This window comes from Jatrophihabitans sp. sgz311053 (assembly GCF_056135305.1).
Window position 1 is genome coordinate 671,136 of record NZ_JBWAXP010000001.1, and the last position, 16,517, is coordinate 687,652.

Sequence of the window (16,517 nt, forward strand, 5' to 3'; positions counted from 1 at the left end):
GCGCTAGTCCTGCTCCTCCGGCTCGTCCGCGTTGCGTGCAACCGCAACCACGTTCACACCATCGGGCAGATTCATCAAGCGCACGCCCATCGTCTGGCGCTGTGCCCGGCGAACCTCGGACGCCTTCGTACGGATCACCACACCATCCGAGGTGATGGCGTAGATCTCGTCCTTCGGCCCGACGGCAACTGCACCGACGAGCCCACCTCTGGTCGACACGATACGCGCGGTGAGGACACCCTTGCCCCCTCGGCCTTGCACCGGATACTCCTCGACGCGCGTCCGCTTGGCGTATCCACCCTCAGTGGCGACCAAGATTTCGGCGTTCTCGTCGTGCACGACCTCCATGGCGAGAAGTTCGTCACCGTCGTTGAAGCGCATGCCGAAGACGCCGGAGGTAGCGCGTCCCATCGGCCGCAGGGCGTCGTCGTCGGCGGTGAAGCGGATGGACATCGCCTTGCGGCTCACCAGCAGCAGATCCTGCTCGGCCGACAGCAGCGCCGCGTCGATGAGCTCGTCGTCGGCGCGCAGGTTGATGGCGACGATGCCGCCGCTGCGGTTGGAGTCGAAGTCGGTGAGCTTGGTCTTCTTGACCAGGCCGTGCTTGGTCGCCAGCACCAGGTACGGCGCGACCTCGTAGTTCTTGAGGGTGATGACCTCGGCGATCTCCTCGTCCGGCTGGAAGGCCAGCAGGTTCGCGACGTGCTGGCCTCGGGCGTTGCGGTTGGCCTCGGGCAGCTCGTAGGCCTTGGCGCGGTAGACCCGGCCCTTGTTGGTGAAGAAGAGGATCCAGTCGTGCGTGGAGGTGACGAAGAAGTGCTGGACGATGTCTTCCTGCCGCAGCGCCGCGCCCTGGACGCCCTTGCCGCCTCGCTTCTGCGAGCGGTAGAGGTCGGTCTTGGTGCGCTTGGCGTAGCCGGTGCGGGTGATGGTGATGACGACGTCCTCGCGGGCGATGAGGTCTTCCATCGAGACGTCCCCGTCGTGCGGGATGATCTTGGTACGCCGCTCGTCGCCGTACTTGTCGACGATCTCGTTCATCTCGTCGCGGATGATCTGCCGCTGCCGGCCGGGCTTGGCCAGGATGTCGTTGAGGTCGGCGATCTTGGCCTCGATCTCCGCGGCCTCGTCGATGATGCGCTGCCGCTCCAGAGCGGCTAGGCGACGCAGCTGCAGGTCGAGGATGGCGAGCGCCTGGATCTCGTCGATCTCCAGCAGCTCCATCAGGCCGCTGCGGGCGTCGTCGGCCGACGGTGCGCTGCGGATGAGGGCGATGACGGCGTCGAGCTGGTCCAGCGCCTTCAGCAGCGCCCGCAGGATGTGCGCGCGCTCCTCGGCCTTGCGCAGCCGGTAGCGGGTCCGCCGGACGATGACCTCGACCTGGTGGTCGACGTAGTGCGAGACGAACTGGTCGATCCGCAGCGTGCGCGGCACACCGTCGACGATGGCGAGCATGTTGGCGCCGAAGGTCGTCTGCAGCTGAGTGTGCTTGTAGAGGTTGTTGAGGACGACCTTGGCCACGGCGTCGCGCGAGAGCTTGATGACCAGGCGCATGCCGATGCGGTCGGAGCTGTGGTTCTCGATGGCGCGGATGCCGGCGAGCTTGCCGTCCTTCACCAGCTGCGCGATGGACTCGACGAGGTTGTCGGGGTTGACCTGGTACGGCAGCTCGGTGACGACGAGCTGGGTGCCGCCGCCCCGCTTCTCGTCCTCCTCCACCTCGACGACGGCGCGCATCCGGATCGAGCCGCGACCGGTGCGGTAGGCGTCCTCGATGCCGTCGCGGCCGACAATGAGGCCCTTGGTCGGGAAGTCCGGGCCGGGGATGAGCTCGATGAGCTTCTCGAGCAGCTCGGTCTCCGTGGCGTCGGGGTGATCGAGGGCGTAGGTGACGCCGGCGGCGACCTCACGCAGGTTGTGCGGCGGGATGCGCGTCGCCATGCCGACGGCGATGCCTTCGGAGCCGTTGACGAGCAGGTTCGGGAACCGCGCCGGCAGGATGACCGGCTCGGTGGTGTTGCCGGCGTAGTTCGGGACGAAGTCGACGGTCTCCTCGTCGATGTCCTGCAGCAGCGCCATGGCCAGCTGCTGCAGCCGGCACTCGGTGTAGCGGTACGCGGCGGCCGGGTCGTTGCCCGGCGAGCCGAAGTTGCCCTGCGGGTCGATGAGCGGGTAGCGCAGCGACCAGGGCTGCGCCATCCGGACGAGGGCGTCGTAGAGCGCCGAGTCGCCGTGCGGGTGGTAGTTGCCCATGACGTCGCCGACGACGCGGCCACACTTGACGTAGCCGCGGTCGGGCCGGAAGCCCGAGTCGTACATGCCGTAGAGGATCTTGCGGTGCACCGGCTTGAGGCCGTCGCGGACGTCCGGCAGCGCGCGCCCCACGATCACCGACATCGCATAGTCGATGTAGGACCGCTGCATCTCGGTCTGGATGTCGACCGGTTCGATCCGATCGAAGCTCGGCGGCTCGGTGATGTCAGTCATGTCTTACGCCAACTTCCAACTCGAAGCGCGCCGGACAGATGTCGTCCGGAACGCGGCGGGGTGACCACGGCGAAGGCGCAGGGCGGACCGGCCTCGTCGCGAACATGGTCGGGACTGGCCCCCCGAGCGAAGCGAGGGGCGGGTGAGCGACGAGGCCTGCCCGGCCTGCGCCGCCCGACTAGATGTCAAGGAACCGCACGTCTTTCGCGTTGCGGATGATGAACGACCGACGGGCCTCGACGTCCTCACCCATGAGGACGCTGAAGAGCTCGTCGGCGGTGGCGGCGTCGTCGAGGGTGACCAGACGCAGGATCCGGTTGGACGGATCCATCGTCGTCTCCCACAGCTCCTTGGCGTTCATCTCGCCGAGACCCTTGTAGCGCTGGATCCGCTCGGTCTCGTCCTTGGGGAGCTTGCGGCCGTTCTCGAGACCGTCCTTGATCACCGCGTCGCGCTCCTTGTCGGAGTAGACGTAGCTGGCTTCGCCCTTGGTCCACTTGATCTTGTAGAGCGGCGGAGCGGCGAGGTAGACGTGGTTGTTCTCGATCAGCGGACGCATGAAGCGGAAGAGCAGCGTCAGCAGCAGCGTGGTGATGTGCTGGCCGTCGACGTCGGCGTCGGCCATCAGGACGATCTTGTGATACCGAAGCTTGGTCAGATCGAAGTCGTCGTGGATGCCGGTGCCCATCGCCGTGATGAGCGACTGGACCTCGTTGTTCTTCAGGACGCGGTCGATGCGCGACTTCTCGACGTTGATGATCTTGCCGCGGATGGGCAGGATCGCCTGGAACTGCGAGTCGCGGCAGGACTTCGCCGAACCGCCGGCCGAGTCACCCTCCACGATGTAGAGCTCGCTCTGCACCGGATCGGTAGAGCGGCAGTCGGCGAGCTTGCCCGGCATGCCGAACGTGTCGAGAGCGTTCTTGCGGGCCAGCTTCCGCGCCTGCTGCGCCGCCTTCCGTGCCCGGGCCGCCTGCGTCATCTTCGTGACGATGGTCTTGGCCTCGGTGGGGTTGCGGTTGAACCAGTCCTCGAGCCACTGGTTACTCACCGACTGCACGAAGGTCTTGGCCGCCGAGTTGCCGAGCTTGGTCTTGGTCTGACCCTCGAACTGCGGCTCGCCGAGCTTGATCGAGATGATCGCGGCCAGGCCCTCACGGATGTCGTCGCCGGTGAGGCGCTCCTCCTTGGAGTCCTTCACCATCTTCTTCTCGATTGCCCACTTGTTGACGACGTTGGTCAACGCGGCGCGGAAGCCCTCTTCGTGGGTGCCGCCCTCGATCGTCGCGATCGTGTTGGCGAAGGTGTGCACGCTCTCGGAGAAGGACTTGTTCCACTGCATCGCGATCTCGACCGAGAGCGCCTTCTCGGTGTCCTCCTGCGCGAAGTAGATGACGTCCTTGTGGATCGCTTCCTTGTCCGTGGTCCGGTTGATGTGCTTGACGAAGTCGGCGATGCCGTTCTCGTAGCAGTAGGTGATCTCGCGGACCTTCTTCGGCGCAACCTTCGCCTCGGCCGAGCCGACCGCGCTGTCGTCCTCGTCCACGATCTTCTCGACCCGCTCGTCACGCAGGACGATGGTGAGGCCCTTGTTCAGGAAGGCGTACTCCTGGATGCGGCGCCGGATGGTCTCGAAGTCGTACTCGGTGGTCTCGAAGATGGCCGGGTCGGCCCAGAAGCTGACGGTGGTGCCGTGCTTCTTGCTCGCCTCACCCTTGTGCAGCGGCGCCGCGGGCTTCTGGTCGACGTAGGGCTGCGACCAGACGAAGCCGTCGCGCTCGATCTCGACCTCGAGACGGTGGCTCAGCGCGTTGACGACGGAGACACCCACGCCGTGCAGACCACCGGAGACCGCGTAGGCCTTGCCGTCGAACTTTCCGCCCGCGTGCAGCACGGTGAGGATGACCTCGACCGCCGGCTTCTTCTGGGTCGGGTGCATGTCGACCGGCATGCCGCGGCCGTTGTCCTTGACCCGGACGCCGCCATCGGCGAGCAGGGTGACCTCGATGCGGTCCGCGTGGCCACCGAGGGCCTCGTCGACGGAGTTGTCGACGACCTCCCAGACGAGGTGGTGCAGGCCGCGGGCGGAAGTCGACCCGATGTACATGCCGGGGCGCTTGCGCACCGCCTCCAGGCCCTCGAGGACGGTGATCGAGCTGCCGGTGTAGGCGCTCTTCGCCCCCTTGGCCGGGCTCTTGGCCGGCGCCTTGGGCGCGGCTGCGGCATCAGGCTGCGTCTCGGGGGTGCTGTCGTCCTGGGGTTCCGAAGCGGAACTGGTCACGATCGACCTTTCCTCGCCGCAGCGGCGGCGACACATGACTCATGCGAACGGGGTGCCAGACCGCTACCACTCGGCCGGTCGCACACCCCGCAGATGACTCCAGTCTAGCCCAAACCGTTGCCGCATCTCTTCGCCACGCGGGCTGAGGGGCACGCAGAGCCATCGGCGCCCCTGTCCGGCAGGGATCCCACGTCGGGGAGACGGACGGACTCTCTGCGGTCGATGAGGCGTCAGTCGCAGGTGTCAGCCATAGTGTCAGCCGTAGGTGTCACGCGGACCGCGGTGGCCACGCACCGAACGGCCGCCGTGCTTCCAGCTCGGCGCGGTCGGACCGCTGATGATGAGCTTGGTGACGACCTGGGGCCCCAGCTCGGCGACGAGGCGCGCCAGGACCCGCGACGAGAGCAGCCGCAGCTGCGTCGCCCAGGCCGTTGACTCGGCGGCGATCCGCAGCTCACCCGCGACCAGCGACTGCGGGTGTGCGTGGGCGGCGATGTCCGGACCCACGAGCTGATCCCAGTCGGCGAAGACCCGAGCTTCGGCCAGCGGCCGATCCCATCCCTGCTCGGCGACGAAGCCGCCGAGCAGCCCGCCGATCCGGTGGGGATCGCGTGCCGGATCGGCACCGGGGCCGGAGAACCCAGAGCGGTTGCGTCCCGCCTCGTCCGCGCGGCCGCCGAGGTTCTCGCGACGGATGCGATTACGCGTCTCCCGGTCGAAGCGTCGCGGTCGATTCCGCGCTGTGGAGCGTGCCCCGGCGAGGACCGCGGCGGCGAGGTCGTCCGTGGTGTCGTCGCTCGTCTCACCGGGGTTGTCCACAGGCGGATCGTCCGCAGCGGTGACCGGTGCCACTTCTGCCCGGTTCGGACGAGGCTCGACCTCCGGTTGATCCACAGAGTGAGGTGGTTTTCCACCGGGCTCTGTGGATAACTTGCGCGAGAGCGCTCGGCCGTCCTCAGCTCGCGACACGGGTCACCTGCCCGTCCGCGACGTCGAATCGGGCTGCGCGCAGCACATCCGGAACGTCGCCCGGCACCGCCCCGGTGACGATGGCCTGCTCGGCGCCGGCCGCGACCACCGCCAGGTGTTCGCGCCGGCTCACGTCGAGTTCGGCGAAGACATCGTCCAGGATCAGGACGGGGTCCCCGCCGGGGAGCGCGTCGGACCGGAGCAGCTCGTAGCTGCCGAGGCGCAGGGCGAGCGCGGCCGACCACCCCTCGCCATGGCTTGCGTACCCCTTCACCGCGAGCTCGCCGAGGGTGAGCTCGACATCGTCGCGGTGCGGGCCGACGAGGTTCACGCCTCGATCCAACTCCGCCTGGCGGGACTCCGCCAGCTGCTCCAGCAGCGCCGCGCGGAGTTCGGCGACGGCCGGCACCGTTGCCGGGTCGTCGGAGTCGGGGTCGTCCAGACCGGGGATGGTCGTCAGCAGGCTGCCGGAGTAGCGGGCTCCGAGTGGCGCGCTGGCCGGCGCGACCCGCGCGTAGGCCTCGGTCAGATGTGGTCGGAGCCCACGGAGGGTCCTGAGCCGGGCATGCAGCAGGGTCGCGCCGTGCTCGGCGAGGTGCCCGTCCCAGACATCGAGGGTCGACAGGTCGCCGCTGCGCACCGGTCCGCGGCGGCCGCCGGCGCTCTTGAGCAGCGCTGCCCGCTGCTTGAGAACCCGGTCGTAGTCGGAGCGGACGCCGGCCATCCGAGGCGAGCGGGCCACCACGAGATCGTCGAGGAAACGTCGACGCTCGGAGGGGTCACCCCGGACGATGTGCAGATCCTCGGGGGCGAAGAGGACGGTGCGCAGCACACCGAGGATGTCGCGGGGCCGGGTCACGGGGGAGCCGTTGAGCCGCGCCCGGTTGGCCCGACCGGTGACGATCTCCACCTCCACCCGCAGCTCGCGGTCGTCCGCTACCACCGCGGCGCGCGCGATGGCCCGTTCGGCGCCGCTGCGGATCAGCGGGGCGTCGGCGGCGACCCGGTGACTGCCGAGAGTGGCGAGATAACCCAGGGCCTCGACCAGGTTCGTCTTCCCCTGCCCGTTGGCCCCGACGAGCGCCACCGGGCCGGGCTCGAACTCGACCTCGGCCGAACTCCAGCTGCGGAAGTCGGCGACGGAGAGATGTCGGACGTGCACCGGCGCCGACGTCAGCCCGGCAGCCGGACCGGCATGATCAGGTAGGTGTACTCGGGGTTGTCGGCCTCGGCGGCATCCGCGGGACGCAGCACCACAGGCTTCGTCGACGAGGTGAAGAGCAGGCGCGCGGTCGAGCTGGAGAGCGCGCTGAGGCCGTCGAGCAGGAACTGCGGGTTGAAGGCGGTGACGATGCCGTCGCCGTCGTAGCTCACCTCGAGCTGTTCCTCGGCGCGGCCCTCGTCGTCGCCGCCGGCGGTGAGGGAGACGGCGCTGTCGGCGAACTCCATCCGCACCGGTGCGTTCCGGTCGGCGACGAGCGCGACACGGCGGACAGCCTCGACCAACGGGGCGACGGCCAGCTCCGCGCTGGAGGCCCACTCGTTCGGCAGCAGCGACCGGTAGGCGGGGAAGGTGGCGTCGAGCAGGCGGGTGGTGGCGCGGCTGGCGCGGCCGTTGGTGGTGCCGGAGAAGCCGATGATGCCCTCGCCGGAGCCGCCGGCGGAGAGCGAGATGGTGAGCGACTCACTGTGCGAGAGGCTCTTGGCGGCATCGGCGAGGGTCTTGGCCGGCACGAGCACCTGCGCGGCGGCCGCGCTCGGGTCACCGGGCTGCCAGCCCAGCTCCCGGACGGCGAGACGGTAGCGGTCGGTGGCAGCGAGGGTGAGGCGATCGCCGTCGATCTCGAGACGGACACCGGTGAGCATCGGCAGGGTGTCGTCCCGGCCGGCGGCGATGGCGACCTGGGCGACGGCCGCGGCGAACTCGGCTCCGTCGACGGTGCCGGCGGTCGTCGGCATGACGGGGAGCTTGGGGTAGTCGTCGACCGGCATCCCCGGCAGGCTGAAGCGCGCCGAGCCACAGGTGATGGAGAGCCGCGAACCGTCGACCGTGACGTCGACCGGGTGCGGCGGCAGGGCACGGGTGATGTCGGCGAGGAGGCGTCCGGAGACGAGGGCGCTGCCTGACTCACCGGCGGTCACCGGCAGGTCGACCTCGGTGGAGGCCTCCAGGTCGAATCCCGAGACCGAGAGCTGCTCGCCGTCGACCTGCAGCAGCAGGCCCGCCAGCACGGGGAGCGTCGGCCGGCTGGCGAGGCTGCGCGCCGCCCAGGTGACGGCATCGGCCAGGGCGTCGCGTTCGACCCGGAACTTCACGGTTCACACCTACTCGTCGTCGGGCTGTGGTCCGCTGTCGCTGGTTCTCCCAGTTCTCGCGGATGGGTTAGTGATGATGCCGCACCGGGTAACGCGGATCGCTTGTCCCCGGGAATCCCCGGGCAACAGCTCTTGTCGTTCTCTCCAGTGAAGAATGAATCCTCGTCTGTCGTCTTCGCAGCTGTGGATCCCGGGGACAACCACGTCGACGCCCCGTAAACGTTAGCCTGCGTCAGCCTGGCGGCTGTGGATGGACGCCGGACCGTCACCCCCGGGCGACCGATCGTCCCGGGGACACAGATCCCTCGCCCCCGGGCGTCCACACGAGCATCGCCGTTGTCCACAGCGCTACCCACATTGTGTACACCGGCACGGATGCTGCGGGACGGCGTCACCGAGGGCATCCCGGAAGGCGTCGCCGAGGGTGCCACCGACACCGGTCGAGCGGTGATCACGAGCGTGCTCTCGTCCGGATCCGGTTGGTGAGCTCGCTGATCTGGTTGTAGATGGAGTGCTTCTCCTTCATCTGCGCCCGGATCTTGCGCTCGGCGTGCATGACCGTGGTGTGGTCGCGGCCGCCGAAGCGCTCGCCGATCTTGGGCAGCGAGAGCTCGGTGAGCTCACGGCAGAGGTACATCGCCATCTGGCGGGCACTGACGAGGGTGCGGCTGCGCGAGCTGCCCGTCAGGTCGTCCAGGGAGATGTTGAAGTACTCGGCGGTGACAGCCATGATCGTCGTCGCCTGGATCTCGGGGGCGTCGTTCTCGGCCACGAGGTCCTTGAGGATCATCTCGGCCAGGCCGATCTCGACCGGCTGTCGGTTCAGGTTGGCGAAGGCCGTCACGCGGATGAGGGCGCCTTCGAGCTCTCGGATGTTGCTCTGCACCCGCGAGGCGATGTACTCCAGCACCTCCGGCGGCGGGCTCATGCCTTCCTGAGCGGCCTTCTTGCGCAGGATCGCGATGCGGGTCTCGAGGTCCGGTGCCTGGACGTCGCTGATGAGGCCCCACTCGAAGCGGGTGCGCAGACGGTCCTCCAACGAGCTGAGCTGCCGTGGCGACTTGTCCGAGCTGATGACGATCTGCTTGCTCTGGTTGTGCAGGGTGTTGAAGGTGTGGAAGAACTCCTCCTGGGTCCGCTCGGCGCGTTCCAGGAACTGGATGTCGTCGATGAGGAGCAGATCGACCGACCGGTACCGGTTCTGGAAGGCCTGCATCTTGTCGTCGCGGACGGAGTTGATGAAGTCGTTCGTGAACTCCTCGCTCGAGACGTATCTCGTGCGCAGTCCCGGCTGGAGTCGCTGGGCGTAGTGACCGATGGCGTGGAGCAGGTGCGTCTTGCCGAGGCCGGAGTCGCCGTAGATGAAGAGTGGGTTGTACGCGCGAGCCGGCGCCTCGGCGACGGCCACCGCCGCGGCGTGGGTGAAGCGGTTGCCGGAGCCGATGACGAAGGTGTCGAGGGTGTACTTCGGGTTCAGCCGCGACTCCGACGGTCGTTCGTCGTCGGAGTGCCTGGGGTGGTATCCCGGAGCGTCGTGGCCGCCTCGGCGGGCGGACTGATCCGAGCGCGGTCCGCCGTAGGGCATGGCTCCGTCCGGGCGACGAGCCCCGTACCCGGAGTCGTCACCGTCGTAGGAGGACTCGGGGCCGCCGTCGAAGCCGTGCGGGTCAGTGCCGTAACCGGGGTCGACGGCGTCGTATCCGGAGCCCGAGCGGTGGTCGCGCTGATCGAAGCCGGCACGGTTGGCGGCCAGGTCGTTCGTGTCACGGGTGTCGCGTCGAGCCGACTGGTCCTCGCCCGAGGCAGCCTTGGCCTCGGCGATCGTGACGGCGACTTGGATGTCGCGTCCGAGGTCGTCGCTGAGCATCGAGGCGATGAGCGGTCGGAGCCGGTTCTCGAGGAAGTCCTTGGCGAAGGAGCTCGGCGCGGCGAGCAGGGCGGTCCCCTCGACCAGGCCGATGGGCCGGGTGAGATTGAGCCAGGCCTTGTGCTGGGGCGAGATTCCCGGATCGTCGAACCTGGGCCTGATCCGGTTCCAGGCGGCCACGAGTTCGGCGGTGTCGTCCACGTGCGGGTTCACTCCAGGTGTCACGGTGTCGCGGTGCTGTACGGAAGTGTGACGTCCCGGTCACCTCGCCGCGGACGGCGAAGGATCGAGCTTGTCACATCCCCCCGATCCGCCGACATCCACAACCTTGTCCACAGGTTGTGAATACAGCTGTGTCCGGTGACCCTGCCTCGGGTCCCGGCCCCGCGCCACCCCTCTGGCGGGCGACACGGTGGAGGAACCTAACAGCGGCTTCCGCGGGACCACAATAGGGACCGGCGTGTCGCCGCCGGTTCACGGGGATGCCCCCTTATGGTCGTCGATTCGCCGCCCGCCGAAGCGGGTGTTTCCGCGGCCGGGGGTGGGTGAGTTTGACCCGGGTCCGGGCCGATCCGTACCTTGGTCGAGACGTATGCGAACGCGCTGACCCATGTCCGCGCTCGTTCTGCTCGACCGACTTGCCGATCTATGGAGCCCGACCGTGAGTAAGCGCACCTTCCAGCCGAACAACCGCCGCCGCGCCAAGGTGCACGGCTTCCGGCTGCGCATGCGCACCCGTGCGGGCCGCGCCATCATCTCGGCTCGGCGCACCAAGGGCCGCAGCAAGCTCTCGGCCTGAGCCCCGGCACCTCCGAACGTCCGGTGTTGCCGTCCGCTCATCGTCTGACCCGCGCCGCTGACTTCGGTGCGGTCGTCCGCGACGGTCGGCGAGCCCGTCACGGCAGCATCGTGGTGCATCATCTCGCCGGTGCGGGGCCGTCGGAGTCCGACCGGCCCGCCCGCGTAGGTCTGGTGGTGAGCAAGGCTGTCGGTGGCAGCGTGATCCGGCATCGGGTCTCGCGGCGACTCCGGGAGCAGCTGCGCCCGATGCTCGTGCGGTTGCCGGCGGGGAGCAGCACGGTGGTCCGGGCGCTCCCGGTGGCGGCGGCGGCTGAGTCGACGTCACTGCGTCGCGACCTGGACGCTGCGTTGACGCGGCTCGCGCCGCGATGACCGGGGTCGCCGAGGGGTCGGTTGCTGTCAGCCGGGACGCGCCGCCGGGGCGTCATCCGGTCGTGCGACTGCTCCTCGGCGCCATCGGCTTCTACCGGTCGGCGATCAGTCCACTCCGGCCGCCGGTGTGTCGCTATCAGCCCAGTTGCAGTGAGTACGCCCAGGACGCGATCGCGCTCCACGGTGCGTGGCGCGGCCTCTGGCTCGCGGGCCGCCGGCTGTTGCGCTGTCACCCCTTCCACCGAGGCGGCTTCGATCCCGTCCCGCCCCCGAGGAGTAGTTGAGTGCTTGACTTCTTGTACACCGCAGTCTCGTGGGTGCTGCTGCGCTGGCACGACCTCTTCGTGCTGCTCGGCTTCAGCGAGACAAGTGGTCTGGGATGGGTCCTCTCCATCGTCTTTCTCGTCATCACCGCCCGGTTGCTGCTCTTCCGCCTCTTCGTGAAGCAGGTTCACTACCAGCGGAACATGCAGAAGATGCAGCCGAAGCTGGCGAAGATCCGCGAGAAGTACAAGAACGACAAAGCGGAGATGAACCGCCAGCTGATGAAGTTCCAGCAGGAGGAGGGCTTCAACCCTCTCTCCGGCTGTCTGCCGATGTTGCTGCAGATCCCCGTCTTCATCGGCCTATATCACTCGCTGCGCCACCTGGCGAATTCGGCCGCGCAGCTGACCGACGCCGCGGGCAAGCCACGGTTCATCACGATCGCCGGCAAGAGGGTTGCTGCCACGTTATGTAACGAGGCCAACGGTAAGCCGGGGCCTTCCCACCTGCTGTCGCTCTACAGCTTCACGCCCCAGCAGACCTGCGATGGTGCCAAAGCCGATCTGTTCGGTGCTCCGCTGGCTGCGTCCTTCCGGGACAGCGCCGAGGTCGTCATGCGACTGGGCGGTGACCAGGGCACCGCTCGTGCGGTGATCCTGCCGCTGCTGCTGATCAGTGCGGCGGCCACGCTGGTGACCCAGCTGATGGTGCGCGCCAACGCCACCACCACTCCCGAGGGCACCGCGGCCACCGTGCAGCGGCTGATGATGTACATCATCCCGCTCGGTGTGCTCGCCTCCGGTCTGCTCTTCAACTTCCCGCTGGGCGTGCTGCTCTACTGGTTCACCAGCAACCTCTGGACCCTCGCCCAACAGGCGTACATCATCAGGTTCCATCCCCCTGCCGACGAGACTGCTGCCCCGACCGGTGAGCTCGGCAAGACGCTGGCCCCCAAGGTGGGCCAGCGGCCGCAGCGCGGAGCGAAGTCCGGCACGGCGACGGTGAGTGTCACCAAGGAGGCACCGGCTGACGATTCGGTCGACTCCTCCAGCGGCGCATCGGCAGCACGTGGCTCTGTCCCACGTCCGGGTCAGAAACCGCAGCGGGGGAAGCGGCCGCCGGCCAAGCGCCCCACCCAGGCCAAGAAGCGGCGCTAGCCGCCGCGGGCAGGCTCGGGCCTGCCCACCATCGATCCGAGAGGACCATCAGCTGTGAGCGAGACCGACGTGGAGACCCCTGCCGTCGACGAGGCTGCCGAGGCCGAGACCCCGGAGAACCTCCTGGTGCAGGAGGGCGACATCGCCGCCGATTACCTCGAGCGGCTGCTCGACATCGTGGACTACGACGGCGACATCGACCTCGACGTCGAGAACGACCGCGCCGCGGTGGCGATCGTCGGGACCGACCTCAAGCCGCTGGTGGGTCAGCGTGGCGAGACGCTGGACGCGCTGCAGGAGCTGACGCGGCTGGCGGTGCAGCAGCAGACCGGCGTGCGCAGCCGGCTGATGCTCGACATCAGCGGCCACCGGGCGGCGCGGCGCGAGGAGCTGCAGGCGCTGGCTCGGACGACGGCGAGTCGCGTCCTCGAGTCCGGAGAGCCGAGCCGGCTCAGCCCGATGAACCCGTTCGAGCGCAAGGTCGTGCACGACGTCATCGCCGAGATCGACGGTGTCATGAGCGAGTCCGAGGGCGAGGAGCCGCACCGCCGCGTGGTCGTGCTCGCCGGGCGGTGACGCCCGCCGGCGATGACGCTGGCACTGGTGGGGCTCCGAACGGAACGGAGCTGCCACCAGCTCCGGAGTCGGCCCGGCAGCTCTTCGGCGTGGGCTTCGCGGCGGCGTCGCGATATGCGGCGCTGCTGGCCGGCGATGGCGTCTCGCATGGCCTGATCGGCCCACGTGAGGTTCCGGTGCTGTGGAGCCGGCATCTGGTGAACTGCGCGCTGGTCACCGACCTCGTCCCGGCCGGTGCGGCGGTCCTGGATGTCGGCAGTGGCGCCGGATTGCCAGGCATCCCGATGGCACTCCGGCGTCCGGACTTGCAGGTCGTGCTAATGGAGCCGAAGCAGCGCCGCTGTGACTTCCTCACTGCGACGGTCACAGAGCTGGGCCTGGCCGATCGCGTCACCGTGGTTCGTGGGCGGGCTGACGATCGAGAGATTCGAAGCTCGTGGTCTGGCCAGCAGTGGGTGACTGCTCGGGCGGTTGCCCCCCTCGACCGGTTGGTGGGATGGTGCCTGCCGCTGCTGGCTCCGGGCGGTCGGCTGCTTGCCCTGAAGGGCGCTGCTGCTGCGGCCGAGATCGAGGAGCACGAGACCGCCATCCGTCGGCACGGTGGCGCTCCCCCGCTGCTGACGGAGCTGGGGGGCGAGGACGTCGGTGATCACACCTGGGTCGTGTCGGTGCAGCGTCGGCCGGGTCCAGCTTCAGTACGCACTGCACGTTCGACGAGGAGGAGCCGATGACCGACGAGTCACCGTCCGATGTTTCACGTGAAACCGCCACCGAGGGCTCGGCCGTTTCACGTGAAACCGTCTTCGACACCCCGATCGCACGTGAGGCCCAGCGGGCCGTCCATGTCATGAACGTACGACAGGAGCAGTGGCCGCGCCCCGAGCGGACCCGCGTGATGACAGTCGCCAACCAGAAGGGCGGCGTCGGCAAGACCACCAGCGCAGTCAACATCGCCGCTGCCATGGCTCTGCACGGGCTCCGGGTACTCCTCATCGACCTCGACCCGCAGGGCAACGCCAGCACCGCTCTTGGTGTCGAGCACGGCGTCGGAACTCCGTCGGTCTACGACGTCCTGCTGGGTGGCATCCCGATCGCCGAGGTCGCTACCGCGACAGAGTTCGCGCCGTCGTTGCTCTGCGTACCGGCCACTCTGGACCTCGCCGGCGCGGACATCGAGCTGACGAGCCAGGTCGCACGTGAGTACCGCCTGCAGAAAGCGGTCACCGCCTATCTCGATCAGGCTGGTGACGAGCAACCCGTCGACTACGTCATCATCGACTGCCCGCCGTCGCTCGGGTTGCTCACCCTGAACGCACTCGTTGCCGGCCACGAGATGCTCATCCCGATCCAGTGCGAGTACTACGCCCTCGAGGGCTTGGCCCAACTGCTCAAGACCGTCGATCTGGTGACGTCACACCTGAACCCGGACCTTCGCGTCAGCACGGTCCTGCTCACGATGTACGACAGCCGAACCCGGCTCGCCGACCAGGTCGCCGACGAGGTACGGAGCCACTTCGGGGATCTCGTCCTCAGCCCCACGATCCCGCGCAACGTTCGCGTCTCCGAGGCGCCGGGCTTCGGACAGACGGTCATTACCTATGACGCCGGCTCGCGCGGGGCCGTCGGGTACCTCGAGGCGGCACGGGAGATCGCCGAGCGAGGCCGTAGTGTGACCAGCGCGGGCAGTGGCGATACTGCCGACACGGCGAGCAGCGAGAGCACTGAGGGCAGTTGATGAGCAACAAGCAGCGGCGTGGTGGTCTCGGGCGTGGTCTCGGTTCGCTGATCCCGACCGCGCCCGCGACGCCAGCCGAGAACGGCGCCCGGCCCGGCGGCGTGCCCGGCCCCAGCGACATCCCGCGACCGGCGGAGGGCAGCTCGACGGCCGCAGCCGCAGCGGAGACCACCACGGCGGAGCCGATCGCAGATGCCACGGCACCGCTTCCCGTTCCCGGCGCCAGCTTCCGCGAGATCCCGGTGGAGCAGATCCACGCCAACGCGAAGCAGCCACGGCAGGTCTTCGACGAGGACGCGCTCATCGAGCTGACCCATTCGATCCGCGAGTTCGGCGTTCTGCAGCCGATCGTCGTCCGTCCCGACGGCGACGAGGGCTTCGAGCTGGTGATGGGGGAGCGCCGCCTTCGAGCCGCGACCGCCGCCGGGCTCGAGGCGATCCCCGCCATCGTCCGTGACACCTCCGACGATGCGATGCTCCGCGACGCACTCCTGGAGAACATCCACCGGGCCCAGCTCAATCCGTTGGAAGAGGCCGCCGCCTACCAGCAGCTGCTGGAAGAGTTCGGGGTGACGCACGACGAGCTGGCGAGCCGGATCGGCCGGAGTCGGCCGCAGGTCTCCAACACCATCCGGTTGCTCAACCTGTCGCTTCCCGTCCAGCGGCGGGTCGCTGCCGGCGTGCTCTCCGCCGGCCATGCACGAGCGCTGCTCACGCTGGAGGATCCTGAAGCGCAGGACGAGCTGGCCGCGCGGATCGTGGCCGAGGGACTCTCGGTCCGGGCGACCGAGGAGCTGGTAGCGCTGGCCCGGCAGGGCGGCGGCAAGCCAGCCAGGCGGACGGTGTCGCCAAAGATCACCGCGCCTGCTGCGACCGAGCTCGCACACAAGCTGTCGGACGTCTTCGACACCCGGGTTCGGGTCGACATCGGACGCCGCAAGGGGCGGATCACCGTCGAGTTCGCCTCCATCGACGATCTCGAACGGATCGTAGGCGTCATGGCACCGCAGGTGGCGCGGAAGCGTCAGGACCCGACCGCGCCGTAGTGCACCACGGTGGGGAGCGGGCCAGTGCCGGACCGCGAGGGCCGAGAGCGATCGCCATCGGCGGCATGACCGATGCTCACCACGCCGACGATGCGCAGCCGCTCCGGGATCCGCAACGCCTCGTGCACGGTAGGCAGCTTGTCAGCAGGCACGCCGAAGAAGCAGGCAGCCAGTCCTAGATCCTGAACCGCCAGCAGCAGGACCATGGCAGCCATGCCCGTGTCGACATCCCAGTAGGGGACCGGCCAGCGGCTCTCGTCCTCGGCTGACCAGCCCTTGTCCGGTGCTGCGTACCGGCGCAGGTAGGCCGACTTGTCGGCGAGGCAGAGCACGAGCACAGGCGCGGTGCGCATTCCGGTGAGCCAGCGGTCCGGAGAGCCGCTCGAAGTCGCCGACCAGAACGATTCCCGCGATGTTATGTCGTCCAGCACCAGGAATTCGCGACCAGGGGTGTGCCCTGCAGACGGTGCCCTGTTCGCGAGGTTGAGCAGCACACTGAGCGTTTTGCGGTCCACGGGCCGTTCTGGGTCGTAGGAACGGACCATGCGGCGGCGACGGACCGCCTCGGCGAACTCCATGGCCCCACTCTGGCAGGTGACGGTCCCCGCGGGTCCCATCGGAGGTGTTCGGTGGGCGCCGATAGCGC

At 68.6% G+C, this 16,517-nt stretch carries 15 protein-coding genes; 8 read left to right on the forward strand and 7 right to left on the reverse strand.

The features are described 5' to 3' along the window. Window positions 1-3 precede the first annotated feature (3 nt). The 6 genes from gyrA to dnaA form a co-directional block, all read right to left on the reverse strand. Window positions 4-2,487: a DNA gyrase subunit A gene (gyrA, locus tag AC0NZQ_RS02870; protein WP_474528131.1), complete on the reverse strand. Its 2,484-nt coding sequence runs from the start codon at window positions 2,485-2,487 to the stop codon at window positions 4-6. 178 nt (window positions 2,488-2,665) lie between these two features. Then, window positions 2,666-4,639, reverse strand: a complete 1,974-nt coding sequence (gene gyrB, locus AC0NZQ_RS02875) for a DNA topoisomerase (ATP-hydrolyzing) subunit B (RefSeq protein WP_474529405.1) — start codon at window positions 4,637-4,639, stop codon at window positions 2,666-2,668. 384 nt (window positions 4,640-5,023) lie between these two features. Continuing rightward, complete coding sequence (locus AC0NZQ_RS02880; protein WP_474528132.1) at window positions 5,024-5,587, reverse strand: DciA family protein; 564 nt, start codon at window positions 5,585-5,587, stop codon at window positions 5,024-5,026. 136 nt (window positions 5,588-5,723) lie between these two features. Beyond that, a complete protein-coding gene (recF, locus tag AC0NZQ_RS02885) occupies window positions 5,724-6,899 on the reverse strand; it encodes a DNA replication/repair protein RecF (protein ID WP_474528133.1) in 1,176 nt (391 codons plus the stop codon). Between the two features lie 11 nt (window positions 6,900-6,910). Further along, window positions 6,911-8,053: a DNA polymerase III subunit beta gene (gene dnaN, locus AC0NZQ_RS02890; protein ID WP_474528134.1), complete on the reverse strand. Its 1,143-nt coding sequence runs from the start codon at window positions 8,051-8,053 to the stop codon at window positions 6,911-6,913. 451 nt (window positions 8,054-8,504) lie between these two features. Beyond that, a complete protein-coding gene (gene dnaA / locus AC0NZQ_RS02895; RefSeq protein WP_474528135.1) occupies window positions 8,505-10,145 on the reverse strand; it encodes a chromosomal replication initiator protein DnaA in 1,641 nt (546 codons plus the stop codon). Window positions 10,146-10,581: 436 nt separating this feature from the next. On the opposite strand from dnaA, the gene rpmH reads away from it, so the two are divergent. The 8 genes from rpmH to AC0NZQ_RS02935 all read left to right on the forward strand — a co-directional run bounded on the left by rpmH (window position 10,582) and on the right by AC0NZQ_RS02935 (window position 15,871). Further along, window positions 10,582-10,719, forward strand: coding sequence for a 50S ribosomal protein L34 (rpmH, locus tag AC0NZQ_RS02900; RefSeq protein WP_474528136.1), 138 nt, complete (start codon window positions 10,582-10,584; stop codon window positions 10,717-10,719). Between the two features lie 23 nt (window positions 10,720-10,742). Beyond that, entirely contained in the window at window positions 10,743-11,093 is a 351-nt protein-coding gene (gene rnpA / locus AC0NZQ_RS02905) for a ribonuclease P protein component (protein ID WP_474528137.1), read from the forward strand. Next, window positions 11,090-11,377 carry a membrane protein insertion efficiency factor YidD gene (gene yidD, locus AC0NZQ_RS02910; protein ID WP_474528138.1) on the forward strand — a complete coding sequence of 96 codons (288 nt, stop codon included), beginning with the start codon at window positions 11,090-11,092 and terminating at the stop codon, window positions 11,375-11,377. The genes rnpA and yidD overlap by 4 nt, the downstream gene beginning before the upstream one ends. Further along, entirely contained in the window at window positions 11,378-12,514 is a 1,137-nt protein-coding gene (gene yidC / locus AC0NZQ_RS02915) for a membrane protein insertase YidC (protein WP_474528139.1), read from the forward strand. Between the two features lie 54 nt (window positions 12,515-12,568). Next, a complete protein-coding gene (locus AC0NZQ_RS02920) occupies window positions 12,569-13,090 on the forward strand; it encodes a Jag family protein (protein WP_474528140.1) in 522 nt (173 codons plus the stop codon). Between the two features lie 89 nt (window positions 13,091-13,179). Beyond that, on the forward strand, window positions 13,180-13,821 hold the full coding sequence (gene rsmG, locus AC0NZQ_RS02925; RefSeq protein ID WP_474528141.1) for a 16S rRNA (guanine(527)-N(7))-methyltransferase RsmG: 642 nt from the start codon (window positions 13,180-13,182) through the stop codon (window positions 13,819-13,821). Then, window positions 13,818-14,825, forward strand: a complete 1,008-nt coding sequence (locus tag AC0NZQ_RS02930) for a ParA family protein (protein WP_474528142.1) — start codon at window positions 13,818-13,820, stop codon at window positions 14,823-14,825. The genes rsmG and AC0NZQ_RS02930 overlap by 4 nt, the downstream gene beginning before the upstream one ends. Further along, window positions 14,825-15,871 carry a ParB/RepB/Spo0J family partition protein gene (locus tag AC0NZQ_RS02935; RefSeq protein ID WP_474528143.1) on the forward strand — a complete coding sequence of 349 codons (1,047 nt, stop codon included), beginning with the start codon at window positions 14,825-14,827 and terminating at the stop codon, window positions 15,869-15,871. Before AC0NZQ_RS02930 ends, AC0NZQ_RS02935 begins: the two co-directional genes overlap by 1 nt. Here the strand turns inward: AC0NZQ_RS02935 and AC0NZQ_RS02940 are convergent. Further along, the gene (locus AC0NZQ_RS02940) at window positions 15,850-16,449 is read right to left on the reverse strand and encodes a nitroreductase family protein (RefSeq protein WP_474528144.1); all 600 of its coding nucleotides are present in this window, start codon (window positions 16,447-16,449) and stop codon (window positions 15,850-15,852) included. The two genes, AC0NZQ_RS02935 and AC0NZQ_RS02940, sit on opposite strands and share 22 nt — an antisense overlap. Window positions 16,450-16,517: the final 68 nt, after the last annotated feature.

Bases quoted from the DNA above. Each gene is read 5' to 3' on its own strand.
- gyrA (WP_474528131.1), bottom strand. From the start codon at position 2,487: ATGACTGACATCACCGAGCCGCCGAGCTTCGATCGGATCGAACCGGTC.
- yidD (WP_474528138.1), top strand. From the start codon at position 11,090: ATGACCGGGGTCGCCGAGGGGTCGGTTGCTGTCAGCCGGGACGCGCCG.
- AC0NZQ_RS02930 (WP_474528142.1), top strand. From the start codon at position 13,818: ATGACCGACGAGTCACCGTCCGATGTTTCACGTGAAACCGCCACCGAG.
- AC0NZQ_RS02935 (WP_474528143.1), top strand. From the start codon at position 14,825: ATGAGCAACAAGCAGCGGCGTGGTGGTCTCGGGCGTGGTCTCGGTTCG.
- AC0NZQ_RS02940 (WP_474528144.1), bottom strand. From the start codon at position 16,449: ATGGAGTTCGCCGAGGCGGTCCGTCGCCGCCGCATGGTCCGTTCCTAC.